Source organism: Streptomyces sp. NPDC050418, from assembly GCF_044458745.1.
Taxonomy (GTDB): domain Bacteria; phylum Actinomycetota; class Actinomycetes; order Streptomycetales; family Streptomycetaceae; genus Streptomyces.
The window spans coordinates 23031-39065 of sequence record NZ_JBITIG010000009.1 but is presented as its reverse complement, the minus strand read 5'-3'; the positions used below and the strand labels follow the sequence as shown (position 1 = coordinate 39065).

General features: G+C 68.0%; 15 protein-coding genes. 9 read left to right on the top strand and 6 right to left on the bottom strand.

Annotated features, from left to right (window positions below):
* Window positions 1-135: 135 nt before the first annotated feature.
* Window positions 136-279, top strand: coding sequence for a DUF6408 family protein (locus ACIBI4_RS22450; RefSeq protein ID WP_399205755.1), 144 nt, complete (start codon window positions 136-138; stop codon window positions 277-279).
* A 53-nt stretch (window positions 280-332) separates the two neighbouring features.
* Here the strand turns inward: ACIBI4_RS22450 and ACIBI4_RS22445 are convergent, their stop codons facing one another.
* From ACIBI4_RS22445 to ACIBI4_RS22435, 3 genes are all read right to left on the bottom strand, one after another.
* Window positions 333-2441, bottom strand: coding sequence for a DUF2075 domain-containing protein (locus tag ACIBI4_RS22445; RefSeq protein ID WP_399206077.1), 2109 nt, complete (start codon window positions 2439-2441; stop codon window positions 333-335).
* A gap of 193 nt (window positions 2442-2634) precedes the next feature.
* Window positions 2635-4521, bottom strand: a complete 1887-nt coding sequence (locus ACIBI4_RS22440; RefSeq protein WP_399205754.1) for a DUF2075 domain-containing protein — start codon at window positions 4519-4521, stop codon at window positions 2635-2637.
* 391 nt (window positions 4522-4912) lie between these two features.
* A complete protein-coding gene (locus ACIBI4_RS22435; protein ID WP_399205753.1) occupies window positions 4913-6019 on the bottom strand; it encodes a hypothetical protein in 1107 nt (368 codons plus the stop codon).
* Between the two features lie 738 nt (window positions 6020-6757).
* On the opposite strand from ACIBI4_RS22435, the gene ACIBI4_RS22430 reads away from it, so the two are divergent.
* From ACIBI4_RS22430 to ACIBI4_RS22415, 4 genes are all read left to right on the top strand, one after another.
* The gene (locus ACIBI4_RS22430) at window positions 6758-7006 is read left to right on the top strand and encodes a hypothetical protein (protein ID WP_399205752.1); all 249 of its coding nucleotides are present in this window, start codon (window positions 6758-6760) and stop codon (window positions 7004-7006) included.
* A gap of 56 nt (window positions 7007-7062) precedes the next feature.
* Window positions 7063-8019: a GNAT family N-acetyltransferase gene (locus ACIBI4_RS22425; protein WP_399205751.1), complete on the top strand. Its 957-nt coding sequence runs from the start codon at window positions 7063-7065 to the stop codon at window positions 8017-8019.
* 72 nt (window positions 8020-8091) lie between these two features.
* Complete coding sequence (locus ACIBI4_RS22420; protein ID WP_399205750.1) at window positions 8092-8382, top strand: hypothetical protein; 291 nt, start codon at window positions 8092-8094, stop codon at window positions 8380-8382.
* A 6-nt stretch (window positions 8383-8388) separates the two neighbouring features.
* Window positions 8389-9135 (top strand): hypothetical protein, encoded by a 747-nt coding sequence (locus ACIBI4_RS22415; RefSeq protein ID WP_399205749.1) that lies wholly within the window; start codon window positions 8389-8391, stop codon window positions 9133-9135.
* Window positions 9136-9268: 133 nt separating this feature from the next.
* On the opposite strand, the gene ychF is transcribed toward ACIBI4_RS22415, so the two are convergent.
* Entirely contained in the window at window positions 9269-10357 is a 1089-nt protein-coding gene (gene ychF, locus ACIBI4_RS22410; RefSeq protein ID WP_399205748.1) for a redox-regulated ATPase YchF, read from the bottom strand.
* A gap of 175 nt (window positions 10358-10532) precedes the next feature.
* Here ychF and ppgK point away from each other — a divergent pair, with 175 nt between their 5' ends.
* A complete protein-coding gene (gene ppgK / locus ACIBI4_RS22405; protein ID WP_399205747.1) occupies window positions 10533-11294 on the top strand; it encodes a polyphosphate--glucose phosphotransferase in 762 nt (253 codons plus the stop codon).
* Window positions 11295-11318: 24 nt separating this feature from the next.
* Here the strand turns inward: ppgK and ACIBI4_RS22400 are convergent, their stop codons facing one another.
* Window positions 11319-11939 (bottom strand): DUF6542 domain-containing protein, encoded by a 621-nt coding sequence (locus ACIBI4_RS22400; RefSeq protein WP_399205746.1) that lies wholly within the window; start codon window positions 11937-11939, stop codon window positions 11319-11321.
* Between the two features lie 104 nt (window positions 11940-12043).
* A complete protein-coding gene (locus ACIBI4_RS22395) occupies window positions 12044-13039 on the bottom strand; it encodes a 4-hydroxy-3-methylbut-2-enyl diphosphate reductase (protein WP_399205745.1) in 996 nt (331 codons plus the stop codon).
* A 76-nt stretch (window positions 13040-13115) separates the two neighbouring features.
* On the opposite strand from ACIBI4_RS22395, the gene ACIBI4_RS22390 reads away from it, so the two are divergent.
* The 3 genes from ACIBI4_RS22390 to ACIBI4_RS22380 all read left to right on the top strand — a co-directional run bounded on the left by ACIBI4_RS22390 (window position 13116) and on the right by ACIBI4_RS22380 (window position 16023).
* The gene (locus ACIBI4_RS22390) at window positions 13116-14501 is read left to right on the top strand and encodes an APC family permease (protein ID WP_399205744.1); all 1386 of its coding nucleotides are present in this window, start codon (window positions 13116-13118) and stop codon (window positions 14499-14501) included.
* Window positions 14502-14563: 62 nt separating this feature from the next.
* Window positions 14564-15808 carry an exodeoxyribonuclease VII large subunit gene (gene xseA, locus ACIBI4_RS22385; RefSeq protein ID WP_399205743.1) on the top strand — a complete coding sequence of 415 codons (1245 nt, stop codon included), beginning with the start codon at window positions 14564-14566 and terminating at the stop codon, window positions 15806-15808.
* Window positions 15805-16023 (top strand): exodeoxyribonuclease VII small subunit, encoded by a 219-nt coding sequence (locus tag ACIBI4_RS22380; protein ID WP_399205742.1) that lies wholly within the window; start codon window positions 15805-15807, stop codon window positions 16021-16023. Before xseA ends, ACIBI4_RS22380 begins: the two co-directional genes overlap by 4 nt.
* The last annotated feature ends 12 nt before the right edge of the window (window positions 16024-16035 follow it).

Sequence of the window (16035 nt, the reverse complement as noted above, 5' to 3'; positions counted from 1 at the left end):
GAGATACCCTCGTGACTGCTGCGCACCTTCCCGGAGGGTACGAGGCAGAGTCCATGGTCCAGTCCACTGACCGTGAGTGACGGATGGAGCGGATGCCCGGTAGGGCAATCCGGTCCTGCCATCCGAACTCACGCCATGGGATGGGCCTTTATGGAACCGGTCGAGTACAAGCCTGCGCGTCGTCCCTGGATCCGCGAGATCCTGGTCGGCGTCACCGCAAGCGTGATCTCCAACTTCGTGTGGGAGGCACTGGCGGCGGCAGCGCGCCACCTCATCTGAGGTAGGCAGTGGCGGGCCCGGCGAGCCCGCCACTCCCCCAGGGCATGGATCCTTCAGAAGAGCAGCTCCTGGCCGGGAGAGGTGTCATGCCCCTTCCTCTTCGGACTGGACCGATGCGGCTCCCGCGCCTCGGCGGGGAGGCTTTCCCATGTGGGCCGCAGGCCGTGTATCTGCACGTCGCCTACGCAGCTCTTGAGGTACGCCTGTGTCTCCTCATCCGTGGAGTACAGCACCGTCGCGCGGCTCGCCCTGGTCATGAGGACGTGGTAGGCGTGCCGGACACAGCGTGCGAACTCCTCCGCCTTCTCTTCCTTGCTTCCTGTCCCCTCGCGGAGCTTCATGTCGAACGAACCGGGCACTCGGACACGCTTGACCCCGCTCTCCGGGTCCTTGCACCACTGCCCTTTGCGGTAGACCCAGCGATCGCCGCGCCGCACCATGTCCCCGCCGAGGATCACCCCGCACCAGTCCCATTCCAGGCCCTGAGACGAGTAAACGCAGCCGATCTGGTTGATGCCGTAAGGGTGCACTGCCCATTTCGTGGACGGGGGCACCCTTCCGTTATCGCGGAAGGAGTCACCTTTGGCGTTCCACGGCCGGTGCCAGTCACCGATCCGCACGTCTGCCTCCAGGCGCGCGCCCTTGCCCTTCCCCACGGGATCAGTCCACGGCCAGCAGAAGCCGGCCACCATCCGAGCCGTCGCCCCTGCCTCCACCTCTGTCCTGATGATGTGTTCGAGTTCCTGAGGGCTCTCGGCCACCTCGACATGCATCAGACCGTCGGGCGTCCACTCGGTGGTTCCCTCCTCGATGCCAAGGACAGCCCGCACCCAACGGATGTAGGCATCGCTTCCCCCGCAGCGCCATTCCTCCCTGAGCCGGTAAGGAAGTGGCTTGATCTTTCTCGCTGCCGCGGCGTTCTCGATCAGGCTCTCCGTGCCGACTTCCTTCGGCCTTACGGACTGGCTCTCATCGAGAAAGAACACCGTGAGACGGGCAGCATCGAGCAGATCATCCACCTGAGGCTGCTTGCCCCACTCCTCCTCCGGGCGGTACCTGTCGGTGGTTCGCTCTCTCAAGCGATGTGCCTCGTCGCAAATGAGGACGTCCAGCGGAGGGTCAGGGAGTGTCACGAAGTTGCTGAAGTAGGCGAACCTCTCCTTGAACTCCTGCTCCTTGTAGCCCACTTGCTCCTGAAGCGCCCCATTGAAGGCACGGCTGCCACTGGCATATTTCACCGTTCGTCCGGCCGCCTCAAAATCGGCCCTGAGCTGCAGACCTACGGCGCTCTTTCCAGTGCCGGCACCACCCGTCACGATGAAAACGGCTCGTTCACCGTCCGGCGAGGCAGCGGGTTGACCGGGATCGCCGAGAACCATGTCGGCCCGGTGCAGAACACTGTCAGCCACCTTCTTCTGCTCTCTACGCAAAGTGAACACCGTGTCCTCCCCGCGAGATCTGATCATCGCGTCGAGCAGCGGAGTGTTCCGCAGGTTCATGGCCTTCAGGAGTTGCTCGGCCGCGGAATCCGCGCCGTTCTCGGCGAAATGCCGCCGCAGATCCAGAAGGAGCCGGTCACGGCTGTCGCCGGTGTACACCTGCTCATAGGCTCCGGTCGGCGCCAGCGTATCGAGCAGCGGCCGAACCGAGTCATCAGTGGCGTTGTGCAGATACGCGAATCCGCCGCATTCAACCGTGATGCCCCGCAGCGGCCCCTGGTCTCCGGTGAACAGTTGGAATGTTTTTCTGAGTTGCAGCGCAGGGTGCTTCTTCGGCTTCGCGATGCCCGGCACACGGACGACCTGCGCGGTGGCGGCTTCCACCCTCGTCACCATGGACCATCGCTTCAGTTCCACGAGTTGGAACGACGGTTGGCTTGTCTCCGGATGGCGGCCCACGAGCACGACGTCGATAAGGGGCGGATCCCCCTTCCTCGGCGCCTCGACCGTCGCCGCGCACTCGACAACCATCTCGACGTTGCCCCGGCCTGCCTCGACCAGGTCCTCCGCCAGCTCGACAAGGCTCTCGGCCCATGCCTCCCGTTCTGAATCGGACACATCGCGGCCTCGGAAGTAGCGGTATCTGGCGGCGAGATGCGCCACCATGTGCCGTCTCGAATTCAAAGCGAGCAGGTCCTGCGCGGACAGCCTCAGCAGGAGCATGGACACGACGTGGTTCCCCCAGGGCACGAGTGACTCGTGCGGGTGGGGGCATGTCCTTACGCGAAGGAAGCCCGTCGGGCCGCAATTGGTACGGGTGATCTTATGGATCTCAGCAGCTCACGTGCACTCCTCAAGCCGGCTCAGGGCATGCCGGCGGCAAGTTGGCGAAAAATCCGCGGTTCAGTCCGGTCGTTTACGGCGTGACGGCCATGCGCTGCCCGGAACCCACCAGTTCTCGCAGTTTCTCCTGCGTCTCCCGATCCGTGGAATAGACGACCGTACCGACCATTCCGCGGGTGAGCAGCACCTTGTACGTGTTGCGGATCAGGCGGTCCACCTCGGTATCCGGTGTCGAGCGTCTGAATACCGGGTCCTTGGACGCAGTGCGGTCCGTCACCCATCGGTCGCCGCGCCACACCAAGTCGGGGCCGATGATGACACCGGACCAGTCGTACTCGAAGCCCTGGGCGGTGTAGACGCAACCGATCTGGCCGAAGCCCGCCGGGTCCGTGGCCCACAGGGCAGACGGTGGCGCGCCGGAGACAGACCGGTCACCACGCAGGTTCCAGGGGCGCTCCCAGGCGCCGATCCTTACATCTGCCGGAAGGGGCTGTCCCGGCTTGGGTTCCGGGGACCACTGCCAGCAGTAGCCGGCTGACATGCGAGCGCTGCAGCCCTGGCCTCGGCGGTCGTCCAGGAAATCTTCCATCTCTTCCGGGCTGTCGGCCAACAGGAGTTGCATGCGGTCATCCGGGTCCCACACCACCGGGCCCCCGGGGTCAAGTCCCAGAAGCCGCACCACCCAGCGCAGGTATGCATCACTCCCACCACAGCGGAACTGGCTCTCCAGCCGGATGACAGGGCACTTCAGCCCTCTGCGTGCCGCTGCGGCTCGGATGTCCTCAACCGTGCCCATTTCACCTGGGCGCACAACTTGGTGCTCGTCGAGCAGGAAGACGGGCACTTTGGCCACGTCGATCAGTTCGTCGATCTGCTGCTTGCCGGTCCGTTGTGCGGCCGGCGTATATCGGTTGGCGGATGTCTCACGGATACGGTGGGCCTCATCACAGACCAGGACGTCGAGGCTGTTCTTCTCCGTCGCCATGAAACTGTTGAAGTACTTGAAGAGGTCCTGCACTTCGCGCTTCCTGGCACCCGCGACCTTGCGCATCGTCTTGGTAAAGGACTGGGACCCGGTCGCGTGCAGGGCCAGGACGCCTCGCCGGTACAGCTCACCGAGCAGGGAAAGCGCGATAACGCTCTTTCCGGTGCCAGGACCACCGGTGATGACCACGACCTCCTTGTGGTCGGACTGCTGGGCCTTGCGAACCGCATTGAGAACCTTGCGATAAGCGACCTGCTGTTCGTCGAGGAGCACGAACTGCTCACGCTCACGGACTTCGTCCGCAGCAACCGCCATCAGCTGCTTCGAGGGGGCCGCCTTCCCCGCGAGCAACGCGTCAGCGGCTGCGGCGCCCGGGTGCTCAGGGCTGAGCCGCGCACGAACGTAGTCGATGAATCCACCACGTCTGTCGCCCGCGAACAACTGGCCCCACTGGTCGGACTCGATCTCGCGCAGTGCGGCCACGTCGAACTCGGTTGCGTTGTGCAGAAAGGCTACTCCTGCGACCCGTTCGGGGTGGTCGGCTACAGCACCGTTGAAGTTGACGAGGTACTCGCAGTAGCGGCGTACCTGCTCGATGGGGTTGAGGACCGGCTGAGCATAGGAGGTGACGTGGCAAAGCACTGGGTCGTCCTCGTCCGGGACCACATCGCTCCACTGCTTGAGCTCCACCACGACATAGGAGGGCGCGCCCGTGCGCGGGTGGATTCCAGCGAGAACCGCGTCGGCTCTCTTGCTGTTCATCGGGAGTGCGTACTCGAGCATGACCTCCACTTCGCCCAGTCCCGCGTCATTGAGTGCGGCGGTCAGCACAGGGATGCTCCGCTCCCAGGACCGCATCTCCGAGGGGTGGGGCAGGTGGCCGTGCATATGGGTGAACTGCTCGGTGAGATGGAGGTGGAGCGAACTGTCGAACGCCATGGTGGCGGCCGTTTTCGCAGACGCACGGAACAACAAGGACTTCCCCCGGGCAGCACGAAATGGCTCGTGCGGGTGGGGGCATGTCCTTCGAGACTCCACCGGGTGGAGCGGAAGCCCGTCGGGCCGCGTTGACGATGTGTTTGAGGGTACCTGGCAGCATTGCCTGTCGTACTGATGGTCGTAGCAGCGGCAGCACGCATCGCCTTTGGGGTCTGGACTCCCCTGCGGGACCCGGCATGAAGGTACGAGCCGACTTCGGCTGAACGCACCACGCTCCCCGTCGAGCGAGCGGTCGCCCCCATCAGACTCACGGCACGGCCGGAATGCGCTTGAGGCGTTCCTCGCAACGCCTTCCGACTGCCTTCGCCTGCGTGCTTTGTCGGCAGAGGTGCCTCAGAGGCCCGCTTGGCGTACCGCCGACCTCGCACTACTCAGACATGGCTTCCCTCAACTGGTGCGTCACATAGGCCATGTGCTGGTTGTGACCTACCTGGATCCAGGCTTCCGCACTGCCCGTTCCCTCTCTTCCCGTCCCTCGCGCGCAGTGGCTGAGCCACCTGTCGCCGTCGCTGAACTCCGCCCCTCTGTACTCCTGCATCCCGACGATGCGCCGTGCGAGCGTACGGATCCCCGCTGCCCGGCGCTCGCCCTCCGTCGAGGCCTTGGCCAGCAGAAACGTCCGCTCGGTTGTGTACCGCAGGAGCCCCCACGGCGGTCCGCCGCCCCGCCTCTGTGTGGGCTGGTCCGCTCCACGTGTGTGCTGTGCTCCGTAGTCGCCGTAGACGAGAGGGGGCGCCATTGGCGCACCGGCGTGCAGCAGCATGTGCCGAATGTCCCAGTCGAAGCGATGCGGTTCGGTCATCGCCCCTTCGTCCAGGTGTGCCAGGACGCGCGGGACAGAGCCGGCGACCACCACCAGCGTGCGCCAGTGGTGGAGGCTCCCGAACAAGTCGCACGCGCGCAACGCCCATTTGTCGGCCTGATGGTGCTCATCGGTCACAGCTCCCAGGTCGATCAGCAGGTCCAACGGTTCGGCCACGGCTCGCACACGCTCGATCAGTTCCGTGACGGCTTCACTGCTGCGCTCGTCGGGCAGTTCCGACAGCAACAGACGGATGCCCAGACCGTTGCCGCTCGCCTGGGCCACCTCCATGGTCGCTGCCTGCTGCCAGCCGGGGCGCTCGATCCCAGTCACCGGCCTGAGTGGACTGGGAGGAAGGTGGTTCCAGAGGCCGACCGTGACCGGTCCCGGCTCGTCCTCCACATGAAAGGCATCCACCCAGGCCGGGTAAGCCTGCTGCGCGTGCATGATCGCGACTGTCGTGCGGCGTATGTGCGCGGCGAGAGCGTCGCAGTCCCGGTCGTGGAGCGTCGTCGGCCGGCGGCCGATGAGGCGCTCCGGACCCGTCCGCGGCGGCATAGTCCACAAAGGGGTGCTGACCGCACGGGTCCAGGGCTTCAACCGCTCGTACGCGGAGAGCGCGCTTCGACGCGCTGGCAACGCGGGCACGTAGATCGGCAAGGAATCGACCATCCTGAACAGCTCCCGTCATCCCCGCGAGAACGTCCTCGTCGTAGAGTCGCTCGCGACAGCCGGTGACGAAAGAGCGCATCATTGGCCAAGGATCATTTCGCGCCAGCAGGGATCGCCTGAAGCCCGGTTGATCTATGACGGCGCTGTGTGGCGGTCCTCCGCACTAAGCATTGTTTTGTCCCCCAACTGGAGTGCTAGTCAGGCGACTTGTCGGCCACCGCCCAAAGTCAGCCACAGAATCGACAATCACTCGCAGACCTGATCGAGCTGCCACACCACTCCAATGTCAGTGCCCCGCGCTACCAATGGAGTCGCCACAGACAGTTATCTCGGGGGAGGTTTCATGGGTGGGAGTGAACCGACAAGAAGTGCATACATCTCGGTGGCCGGCCTGCGGGCTCGCGGATGGACGGCGGGGATAGTGCGGCAGTTGCTCGGCGAACCCGACCGGCGAAGCGTAAACCCAGTCTTCCGGTCCGCGCCCCAGACGCGGCTCTATCTCGTAGAGCGGTTGAACTCATCGAGCAGTCACCGGTATTCGAAGCCGCCGCAGCTGCCGCGCGGCGGCGTTCCGACGCCGCGCGCGACACGGCGGAGCGCAAACGGCAGGAGGTGCTCACCCGGATCCGGGACGAGCCGATCGACGTTCCGCACTGGAGGCCGGACCGGCTGGTTCAGCAAGCAGTGGCTCACCGCAACCAGCGCGACGAGGAGCACTCGTACGAGCGATGGGGACACATGCCCGATCCCGCAACCGTCGAGAGCTCCGATCGCCCCGCGCTCGACCGCTGGCAGGTCAACTATCTGCGGCATCAACTCACCCACTACGACGAGCTGCTCGACGGCCTGCACGGAAAGACGGGACGCGCAGCGGCCGAGACGCTGCTGCGACAGCGGATCTACACCGCCATCGCCGAGACGTACCCCTTCCTTGCACACGAGTGCGAACGGCAACTGCGTGAACGGGAGGGCGGTCCACCGGCCTGATGAACTGCGCCGCAGAGCCCGCTGCGGCCGCCGGACCCGGATCTACGCTCCGGCGCATGGCCCCAACACCTGCCCACCGCCTGCACGAGCGACTCGCCGTCGAGGCCGGCTTCCGCCCAGTTCTCCTCGGCGAGGGGCGGCAGTTCGCACTCCACGACCTCGCTTCTCTGACCGAGGGCGCGCTTGGTGAGTTCGTCGATCCATGGTCTCTGACGGTGACGCGTGAGCGGGAGCTGAGACTGAGGCTCGGCGAGCGTGGGAGGGAGTCCAGGCACGACGAGTGGTTCAGCACGCGGTACTGGCTGGTGGACAAAGGGCTGAGCGGTCGCCCGGTCGGCACCGTGGCGGTCGACCGGCATCCCTCCGGAGGTAACGCTCTGCGGATCTCCTCGCTGTACGTCCACCCCGTCGCGCGTCGCCGGGGCCTGGCCGACGCGGCACTCAACACGGTGTACGGGGCCTGCCTCGCCGAAGGGTTGTCCGGAGTCCGGCTCGATACGCATTGGACCTGGCAGGCGAGCGTGGCGTACTACCTGCGCCGCGGTCTGTGGGTCACCTCCTGGAAGCGGGCGCTCGGGTTGGCGCGCCTCGCCTACCTGCCCCGGTACGAAGTTCAGGAGGCGGGCGACGAATTGGTCTTCGCCGTGGCGGGAACCGATGGGGCAATGGTGCCGATGCTTGCGGCACGGACCGGCGGCGTCGGTGACGGCGGGCCATGGCTCACCATGCGTGAGACAGCCCAGTACGCGGACCTCCAGTCGGAGATCCCGCGCGGTGTCATGCCCCTGTACGCACGGGCCACCCTCGCACTGCACCTCGCGGTCCGGGGATGGCCACTGGTACCAAAGGAGCTGGCAGGCAAGGAGCTGACCTGGTCGGGCGATATCGGCGGTCCCGCATCGCTCGCGTACATGATCGGAGTCTTCGAGAAGGAGGCCCGCTCGAACGGCTGGCACGCACCTGGCCGGCTCGGTCGAGCGGTAACGCACGCCCGCGACCGCTTCCTTGATTGATATCCACTCCACACGAAAGCCCCGCCCTTGCGACCGGTATCGCGGTACCATCCGATACCGGAGGTGGTACCCGTGCAGCCACAGAACGCGTCAGCGAAGCCCCGTACGTCCGCCCCGCTGAAGGTGGACCTGGAGACGGACCAGCTGATCACCCAGGGCGCCCACTTCCTAGGCGTAACGAAGAAGGACCTCGTGGCCGACGCGGTCCGCATGTACATAAAGCATCAGCGCGAGGAGATCCGGCGCGGGATGGCCGAGTCCATGCGCGTCCTGGACGGCACCACCAAGGCACGGGTCGCACTGCTCACCGAAATCTCCCCCGAGGACCTCGACCGGCTCGGCGGCCTCGGCGAGCAGAGCTGACCCGGGATGGACCGCACCCGACCCACACTGCGCTGCCTCCGCGAAGATCTCCAGTTACCGATCCCGCCCATCACCGCACCCCTCGACGACATCGACCACGCTCTGCTGACCAAAGCGCACGAACAGTTCGACCACGAAGGCGACGGGCGGCACGAACGCATCCGGGCCATCGACGACGAAGTCCTGTTCAAGGTCAAGGTGCAGCGCTGGCGCGGAGCGGTCTGGCAGTCCGGACCGCCCTGCCCCTGGCTCGTCGCGGCCGGCCTCCGCGAAGACGGCTCTGGTGACGACTTCTACGCCGCCCTGGCCACCGAGGCCACTGATGCCCGCAGCCGCTACAACGCTAGCCATTCCCGCCCGCTCACCAGCCAGACCTACACCGGCGCGCTCCTCCCCGACCGCGACGACCACCTGCGCTACCGAGCGGAAGAGGGCACCCGATTCGTCCGCCGCCTGGAAACCGCCCTGCCCAACGCCGTCCGCGCCTCTCTCAAAGACGGCACCGAACACACCCTCGCCTACGACACTTTCACCGTCGGCATCCAAGTTCGCCCCGCCCACGACCACGAGACCTACGTCGCGGTCCGCATCACCGGCTCCGTCCCCGGCAACCTCGTCAAAATCCTGCTCGACATCGTGCCCGGCTGCGACCGCGAGGCCTGGTTCCCCGAAACCACACTCCCCGACCGCGACCTCCTGCCCGCCGAACAAGCCTGGTCCAACCTCATGGACCCCACTGCCCTCCAGCCGTAGACCCGCCCCACCGACGGCTCCACATACCCACCCGGGTATCTGCCGGATCCAGCCAGAATTCCACTACGTTCGGACACGAAAAAGCCCTTCCACCTGCGATAACGCAGGCCGAAGGACTTCCCGTTCGAATCATTCACACGTTGAACCGAAACTCCACCACATCCCCGTCCTGCATCACATACTCCTTCCCTTCCATCCGCGCCTTCCCCTTCGCCCGCGCCTCGGCGACCGACCCGGTCTCCACGAGGTCCGCGAACGAGATGACCTCCGCCTTGATGAAGCCCTTCTGGAAGTCCGTGTGGATGACGCCCGCCGCCTCAGGCGCAGTCGCGCCCTTGGGGATGGTCCAGGCGCGGGATTCCTTCGGGCCGGCGGTCAGGTAGGTCTGGAGGCCCAGGGTGTTGAAGCCGACGCGGGCCAAGGTGGCGAGGCCCGGCTCCGTGGCGCCGACCGACTCCAGGAGTTCCATGGCGTCGTCCGCGTCGAGTTCCGCGAGGTCCGCTTCCAGCTTCGCGTTGAGGAAGATGGCTTCCGCCGGGGCAACCAGCGCGCTCTGTTCCGCCTTGAAGGCGTCGTCGGTCAGTTCGTCCTCGTCGACGTTGAAGACGTAGAGGAAGGGCTTGGTCGTGAGGAGGTGCAGGTCGTGGAGGGGTTCGGCGCGTTCCGAGCCCTGGACGATGCCCGCGGAGAAGAGGGTGTCGCCCTTTTCGAGGATTTCCTTGGCCGCCTCGACCGCCGCGACCTTCGGGACGATGTCCTTCTTGATGCGCGACTCCTTCTGGAGGCGCGGCAGGACCTTCTCGATGGTCTGGAGGTCGGCGAGGATCAGCTCGGTGTTGATCGTCTCGATGTCGTCCTTCGGCGAGACCTTGCCGTCGACGTGGACGACGTTCTCGTCGGCGAACGCGCGGATGACCTGGCAGATCGCGTCCGACTCGCGGATGTTCGCGAGGAACTTGTTGCCGAGGCCCTCGCCCTCCGAGGCGCCGCGCACGATGCCCGCGATGTCGACGAAGTCGACGGTCGCGGGGAGGATCCGCTGCGAGCCGAAGATCTCGGCGAGCTTGGTCAGGCGCTCGTCGGGGACGCCGACGACGCCGACGTTCGGCTCGATGGTCGCGAACGGGTAGTTGGCCGCGAGCACGTCGTTCTTGGTGAGGGCGTTGAACAGGGTCGACTTGCCGACGTTGGGCAGACCGACGATTCCGATCGTGAGCGACACGTTTGACCGACTTCCCGTGCGTGAGGTGTGAGGGCGCAGCCCCTCGCGGGCGGGCCGGTCCACCATTTTAGGGCCGCGGCGGGGTGCGTGCGGTCCCGGCCGCACGGGCGGGCCCGGACCGGGGCGTCGGGCCGTCCGGGGCGTGACGGTCCGTGGTCCGTCGTAACGTGGAGAGATGGAGATCTTCGGCGTGGACATCGGCGGGTCCGGGATCAAGGGTGCCCCGGTCGATCTGGAGCAGGGGGATCTGGCGCAGCCGCGGCACAAGGTCCTGACCCCGCAGCCGGCGACTCCGGAGGCGGTCGCCGGCTGTGTACGGGAGGTCGTGGAGCATTTCGCCTGGTCGGGGCCGCTCGGGGTGACGTTTCCGGGCGTCGTGACCGGCGGGAGCACGATCCGGACCGCCGCCAATGTCGACAAGGGGTGGATCGATGTCGATGCGCGGGCGCTGCTGAGCGAGGCGACGGGCGGGCTGCCGGTCACGGTGCTCAATGACGCCGACGCGGCCGGGGTGGCCGAGATGCGGACCGGCGCGGGCAAGGGCCGCAAGGGCACCGTGCTGCTGCTGACGTTCGGTACGGGGATCGGCAGTGCGCTGTTCATCGACGGGAAGCTCGTGCCGAACACCGAGCTGGGGCATCTGGAGCTGCACGGGCACGACGCCGAGAAGCGGGCGTCCACGAAGGCGCGGGACGACGAGCAGCTGACGTGGGAGCACTGGGCCCGGCGGGTGCAGAAGTATCTGGCGCATCTGGAGATGCTGTTCTCGCCCGAGCTGTTCATCGTGGGCGGTGGCGTCAGCCGGAAGTCGCAGAAGTTTCTGCCGTTGATCGAGGGGATCAAGGCGGAGATCGTGCCCGCCGAGCTGCTCAACAATGCGGGGATCGTCGGGGCGGCGATGGCGGCCCGGGAGGAGCATCTGCCCCGGGCCTCCTGAGAGATCCATGAGGGCATGAGGGGCCTACGAGGGCATACGGCGCCGTGGCGGCCGGTGCTGCAGCGCGCGCTGGGCCCGGCGGCGCTTCATGTCGCGGATCTTGCGGACCGTCGAGATGACGCCCGCGATCAGTGTGCCCCCGTAGAGCCATCCCGCGTTGAGGGCGAGGGCCGTGAGCAGGCCCATCAGCTGGCCGCCGAAGCCGCCGCTGCCGCCCGCGATCGGCAGCAGTCCGACGGCGAAGGCGATGGGGACGGCGACCGGTGCGGTGACGAGGTCGGCGGGCCGTACCCACAGGGCGGCCAGGGCGCTGACCGGCAGGAAGAGGAAGCCGTAGAGCGTGCCGGAGCCGTCGAGGAGCAGCCGGTCCACGCCGGCGACGCAGAGCAGGACCAGGGAGGCGAAGAGTCCGGCGCCGAGGCCCGTCAGGCGCGGGTTCGGCATGGTGCGGACGGCGGTGACGGCGCGGCGCACGGCGAGGACGGTGCCGCGGACCGCCCGCGCCGCGGGCGGGGCTGCCGTGCGCGCCCGGGCGGGGGCGGCCGCGCGGGTGCGGGCCTCGGAGGGTGCGGCCTGCGGGGGAAGCGCGGCCTCGGGGTAGCCGGCGTCGTAGCCCGGGACGGGGCGGGTCCTTTGTTGCTCCACGGGCCCAACGTAGGCGGGCCCACCCCCCGAAGCGGGCGCGGGACACGCGTCCCGCGCCAACCTTGACCGTACGAAAAGGGTGCTGAGGGCAGCCGCCCGTACCCCTACGCCTGCCCGAGCCGCTCCGCCGCCTCCGCCCGCAGGTCGCGGCGCAGCTCCTTCGGGAGCGAGAACGTGATGGACTCCTCGGCGGCCTTCACCGTCTCCACGTCCTCGTAGCCGCGCTGGGCGAGCCACTCGAGGACCTCGTCGACGAGGACCTCGGGGACCGAGGCGCCCGAGGTGACGCCGACCGTGGTGACGCCCTCCAGCCAGCCCTCCTCGATCTCCGAGGCGAAGTCGACCAGGTACGAGGCGGACGCGCCGGCCTGCAGGGCGACCTCGACGAGGCGCTTGGAGTTGGAGGAGTTGCGCGAGCCGACCACGATCACCAGGTCCGCCTCGGCGCCCATCTGCTTGACGGCGAGCTGACGGTTCTGCGTGGCGTAGCAGATGTCGTCCGACGGCGGGGAGACGAGGCCGGGGAACTTGGTCTTCAGGGCGTCGACCGTCTCCATCGTCTCGTCGACGGAGAGCGTGGTCTGGGAGAGCCAGACGACCTTCTCGGGGTCCCTGACCTCGACCTTCTCGACGTCCTTGGGGCCGTCGACGAGCTGGATGTGGTCGGGGGCCTCGCCGGAGGTGCCGATGACCTCCTCGTGGCCCTCGTGGCCGATGAGAAGGATGTCGTAGTCGTCCGACGCGTAGCGAATAGCTTCCTTGTGGACCTTCGTGACCAGCGGGCAGGTCGCGTCGATCGTGGCGAGGCGGCCGCGCTCGGCCTCGTCGTGGACGGTCGGCGCGACGCCGTGGGCGGAGAACATCACGATGTTGCCCGCCGGCACCTCCTCCGTCTGCTCGACGAAGATGGCGCCCTTACGTTCCAGGGTCTGCACCACGTACTTGTTGTGCACGATCTCGTGGCGAACATAGACAGGCGCCCCGTACTGCTCCAGGGCCTTCTCGACGGCGATCACGGCGCGGTCCACACCCGCGCAGTAGCCACGGGGAGCGGCGAGCAGGACGCGGCGGGCTTGGGTGGGTGCAGTCATGTCCCCCATCGTAAGGCCGCGCTCAACAGGTCAAAGATCGCCTCCTTGGGGAGACTGGGGCCTGAGCAGACCAGGGAGGCGCACGATGTCCGCTGAGGCCGGGCAGGACCAGCACACGGGGCTGCGGCGCAGTCTCGGCTTCCGGGATCTTGTCGTCTACGGACTCCTTTTCATCGCCCCGATGGCGCCCGTCGGTGTCTTCGGCGCGCTCGACGCGAAGTCGCACGGCGCGGTCGCGCTCGTCTACATCGTGGCGACGATCGCCATGGCGTTCACCGCGTACAGCTATGCGCAGATGGTGCGGGTCGTACCGCAGGCGGGTTCGGTCTTCGCGTACGCGCGGGCGGCGCTCGGGCGCGGGCCCGGGTTCATCGCCGGGTGGATGGCGATGCTCGACTATCTGCTGATCCCGGCGGTCGCGTACCTCTTCTGCGGGATCGCGATGAACGCGCTGGTCCCGGACGTGTCGCGGTGGGTGTGGACGGCGCTCGCGGTGCTGATCACGACCGCGCTGAACCTGACCGGGGTGCGGACGGCGGCGAAGGCCGGCTTCCTGGTGCTCGCGATGGAGATCGTGGTGCTCGCCGTCTTCATGGTGTCGGCGGTCGTCGTGCTCGTACGGGACGGGGCGCAGCGGGACTGGCTGTCGCCGCTCACCGGGGACGGGACCTTCGCGCTGTCGGCGGTGCTCGGCGCGGTGTCGATCGCGGTGCTCTCGTATCTCGGCTTCGACGCCATCGCCTCGTTCGCGGAGGAGGTGACCGGGGGCTCGGCGAAGGTGGCGCGGGCGGTGCTGTTCTGTCTGGCGCTCGCGGGCTTCCTGTTCATCGCGCAGACGTATCTGGTGGCGCTGCTCGAACCGATGTCGTCGGCGGAGCTCGCGGCGGAGCCGGTGAAGCAGGGGTCGGCGTTCTACGACGCCGTGGACGCCTCGGTCGGTACGTGGCTGCATGACCTGGTCGCCGTCAGCAAGGCGATCGGGGCGGCGTTCGCGGCGCTGGCCGGGCAGGCCGCAGCGGGCCGGCTGCTGTTCGCGATGGGCCGCGACCGGCGGCTGCCGCGGCTGCTCGCGCGCACGGACGCCGGGACGCCGCGGGTCGCGCTGTCGGTCGCCGCGGTGATCACGCTGGTCGCGGCGGTATGGGCGGCCTCGCGGGACGACGGGATGGACCATCTGGTCTCGGTCGTGGACATCGGCGCGCTGGTGGCGTTCACGATGCTGCACGCGTCGGTGGTGGCGTGGTTCGCGGTGCACAAGCGGGGCGGGGCGGTCATCTGGTGGAAGCACGTGCTGATGCCGGTCCTGGGTGCGGCCATCGCGATCGCGGTGATCGTGGAGGCGTCGCGGGCGGCGCAGGTGGTGGGGGCGTGCTGGCTGGCAGTGGGGCTGGTGGTGCTGTTCGTCCAGCGAGGGCGCCGGGGCGGGTCCGGCGAGGTGGGCGGGTCCGGCGAGGTGGGCGCGTCCGGCTGAGGCGGGCGTCCGGCTGAGGCGGGGCGCCTGGAGTGTCAGCGGGCGCGGCTACGCTCCTACGCATGGCTCTGAACACGTCCGCCGAGACCCCCCTCCCTGTGGGCGAGGTCTCGCGGCTCATCGGGGGGTGGATCGACCGGCTCGGGGCGGTGTGGGTCGAGGGGCAGATCACCCAGTTGTCGCGGCGGCCCGGTGCCGGTGTGGTGTTCCTGACGCTGCGGGATCCGTCGCATGACATCAGCGTCGGCGTCACGTGCTTCCGGGGCGTCTTCGACACGGTGGCCGATGTCGTCTCCGAGGGCGCGCGCGTCGTCGTGCTCGCGAAGCCCGAGTGGTACGCGCCGCGGGGGCAACTCTCGCTGCGGGCGACCGAGATAAGGCCGGTCGGGGTGGGCGAACTGCTCGCCAGGCTGGAGCAGTTGAAGAAGTCCCTCGCGGGCGAGGGGCTGTTCGCGGCCGACCGCAAGCGGCGGCTGCCGTTCCTGCCGCAGCGCATCGGGCTCGTCACGGGGCGCGCCTCGGCGGCCGAGCGGGATGTCCTGGAGAACGCGCGGCACCGCTGGCCCGCCGTCCGTTTCGAGGTACGGAACGTGGCGGTGCAGGGCGTGCACGCCGTGCCGCAGGTGGTGCAGGCGGTCAAGGAGCTCGACGCGCTCGACGCGGTGGACGTGATCATCGTGGCGCGTGGCGGCGGCAGCGTGGAGGATCTGCTCCCGTTCTCCGACGAGCAGCTGGTCCGGGCCGTCTCCGCGTGCCGTACGCCCGTGGTGTCGGCGATCGGGCACGAGCCGAACTCGCCGCTGCTCGACCTGGTGGCGGATCTGCGGGCCTCCACGCCCACCGACGCGGCGAAGAAGGTCGTGCCCGATGTGGGCGAGGAGCTGGACCGGGTGCGGCTGATGCGCGACCGGGCGCGGCGTGCGGTCGGCATCCTGCTCGACCGCGAGGAGCGCGGGCTCGCCACCGCGATGTCACGGCCCTCGATGGAGCATCCGCACCGGATGGTCGACGAGCGCGAGCAGCAGATCGACCACCTCGTGGAGCGCAGCCGGCGCACGCTCGGGCATCTGCTCGACCGCGCCGACTCCGAGCTGACCCACACCCGCGCCCGCGTGGTGGCCCTCTCCCCCGCGGCCACCCTGCAGCGCGGCTATGCGGTGCTGCAGCGCGGGGACGGTTCGGTGGTGCGGGCCGAGGGCGAGGTCGCGGCGGGCGAGACACTGCGGGCGCGGGTCGCCGACGGGGAGTTCACGGTCACCAGGACCGACGGGAACGTACAGGCAAGGGATGAGGAGAACGGGGCATGAGCGTGACCGAAGAGGCCCTGGGCTACGAGCAGGCGCGGGACGAACTGGTCGAGGTGGTCCGCAAGCTGGAGGCGGGCGGCACGACCCTGGAGGAGTCGCTCGCCCTGTGGGAGCGCGGCGAGGAGCTCGCGAAGGTGTGCCGGCGTTGGCTGGACGGGGCGCGGGCGCGGCTGGACGCGGCGCTGGCGTCCGAGGAGGGTGAGGGCGAGGAGTAGCCCCGCTCCCCC

Bases quoted from the DNA above. Each gene is read 5' to 3' on its own strand.
- ACIBI4_RS22450 (WP_399205755.1), top strand. From the start codon at position 136: ATGGGATGGGCCTTTATGGAACCGGTCGAGTACAAGCCTGCGCGTCGT.
- ACIBI4_RS22445 (WP_399206077.1), bottom strand. From the start codon at position 2,441: ATGCTCCTGCTGAGGCTGTCCGCGCAGGACCTGCTCGCTTTGAATTCG.
- ACIBI4_RS22435 (WP_399205753.1), bottom strand. From the start codon at position 6,019: ATGGTCGATTCCTTGCCGATCTACGTGCCCGCGTTGCCAGCGCGTCGA.
- ACIBI4_RS22430 (WP_399205752.1), top strand. From the start codon at position 6,758: ATGCCCGATCCCGCAACCGTCGAGAGCTCCGATCGCCCCGCGCTCGAC.
- ACIBI4_RS22425 (WP_399205751.1), top strand. From the start codon at position 7,063: ATGGCCCCAACACCTGCCCACCGCCTGCACGAGCGACTCGCCGTCGAG.
- ACIBI4_RS22415 (WP_399205749.1), top strand. From the start codon at position 8,389: ATGGACCGCACCCGACCCACACTGCGCTGCCTCCGCGAAGATCTCCAG.
- ppgK (WP_399205747.1), top strand. From the start codon at position 10,533: ATGGAGATCTTCGGCGTGGACATCGGCGGGTCCGGGATCAAGGGTGCC.
- ACIBI4_RS22395 (WP_399205745.1), bottom strand. From the start codon at position 13,039: ATGGGGGACATGACTGCACCCACCCAAGCCCGCCGCGTCCTGCTCGCC.
- ACIBI4_RS22390 (WP_399205744.1), top strand. From the start codon at position 13,116: ATGTCCGCTGAGGCCGGGCAGGACCAGCACACGGGGCTGCGGCGCAGT.
- xseA (WP_399205743.1), top strand. From the start codon at position 14,564: ATGGCTCTGAACACGTCCGCCGAGACCCCCCTCCCTGTGGGCGAGGTC.
- ACIBI4_RS22380 (WP_399205742.1), top strand. From the start codon at position 15,805: ATGAGCGTGACCGAAGAGGCCCTGGGCTACGAGCAGGCGCGGGACGAA.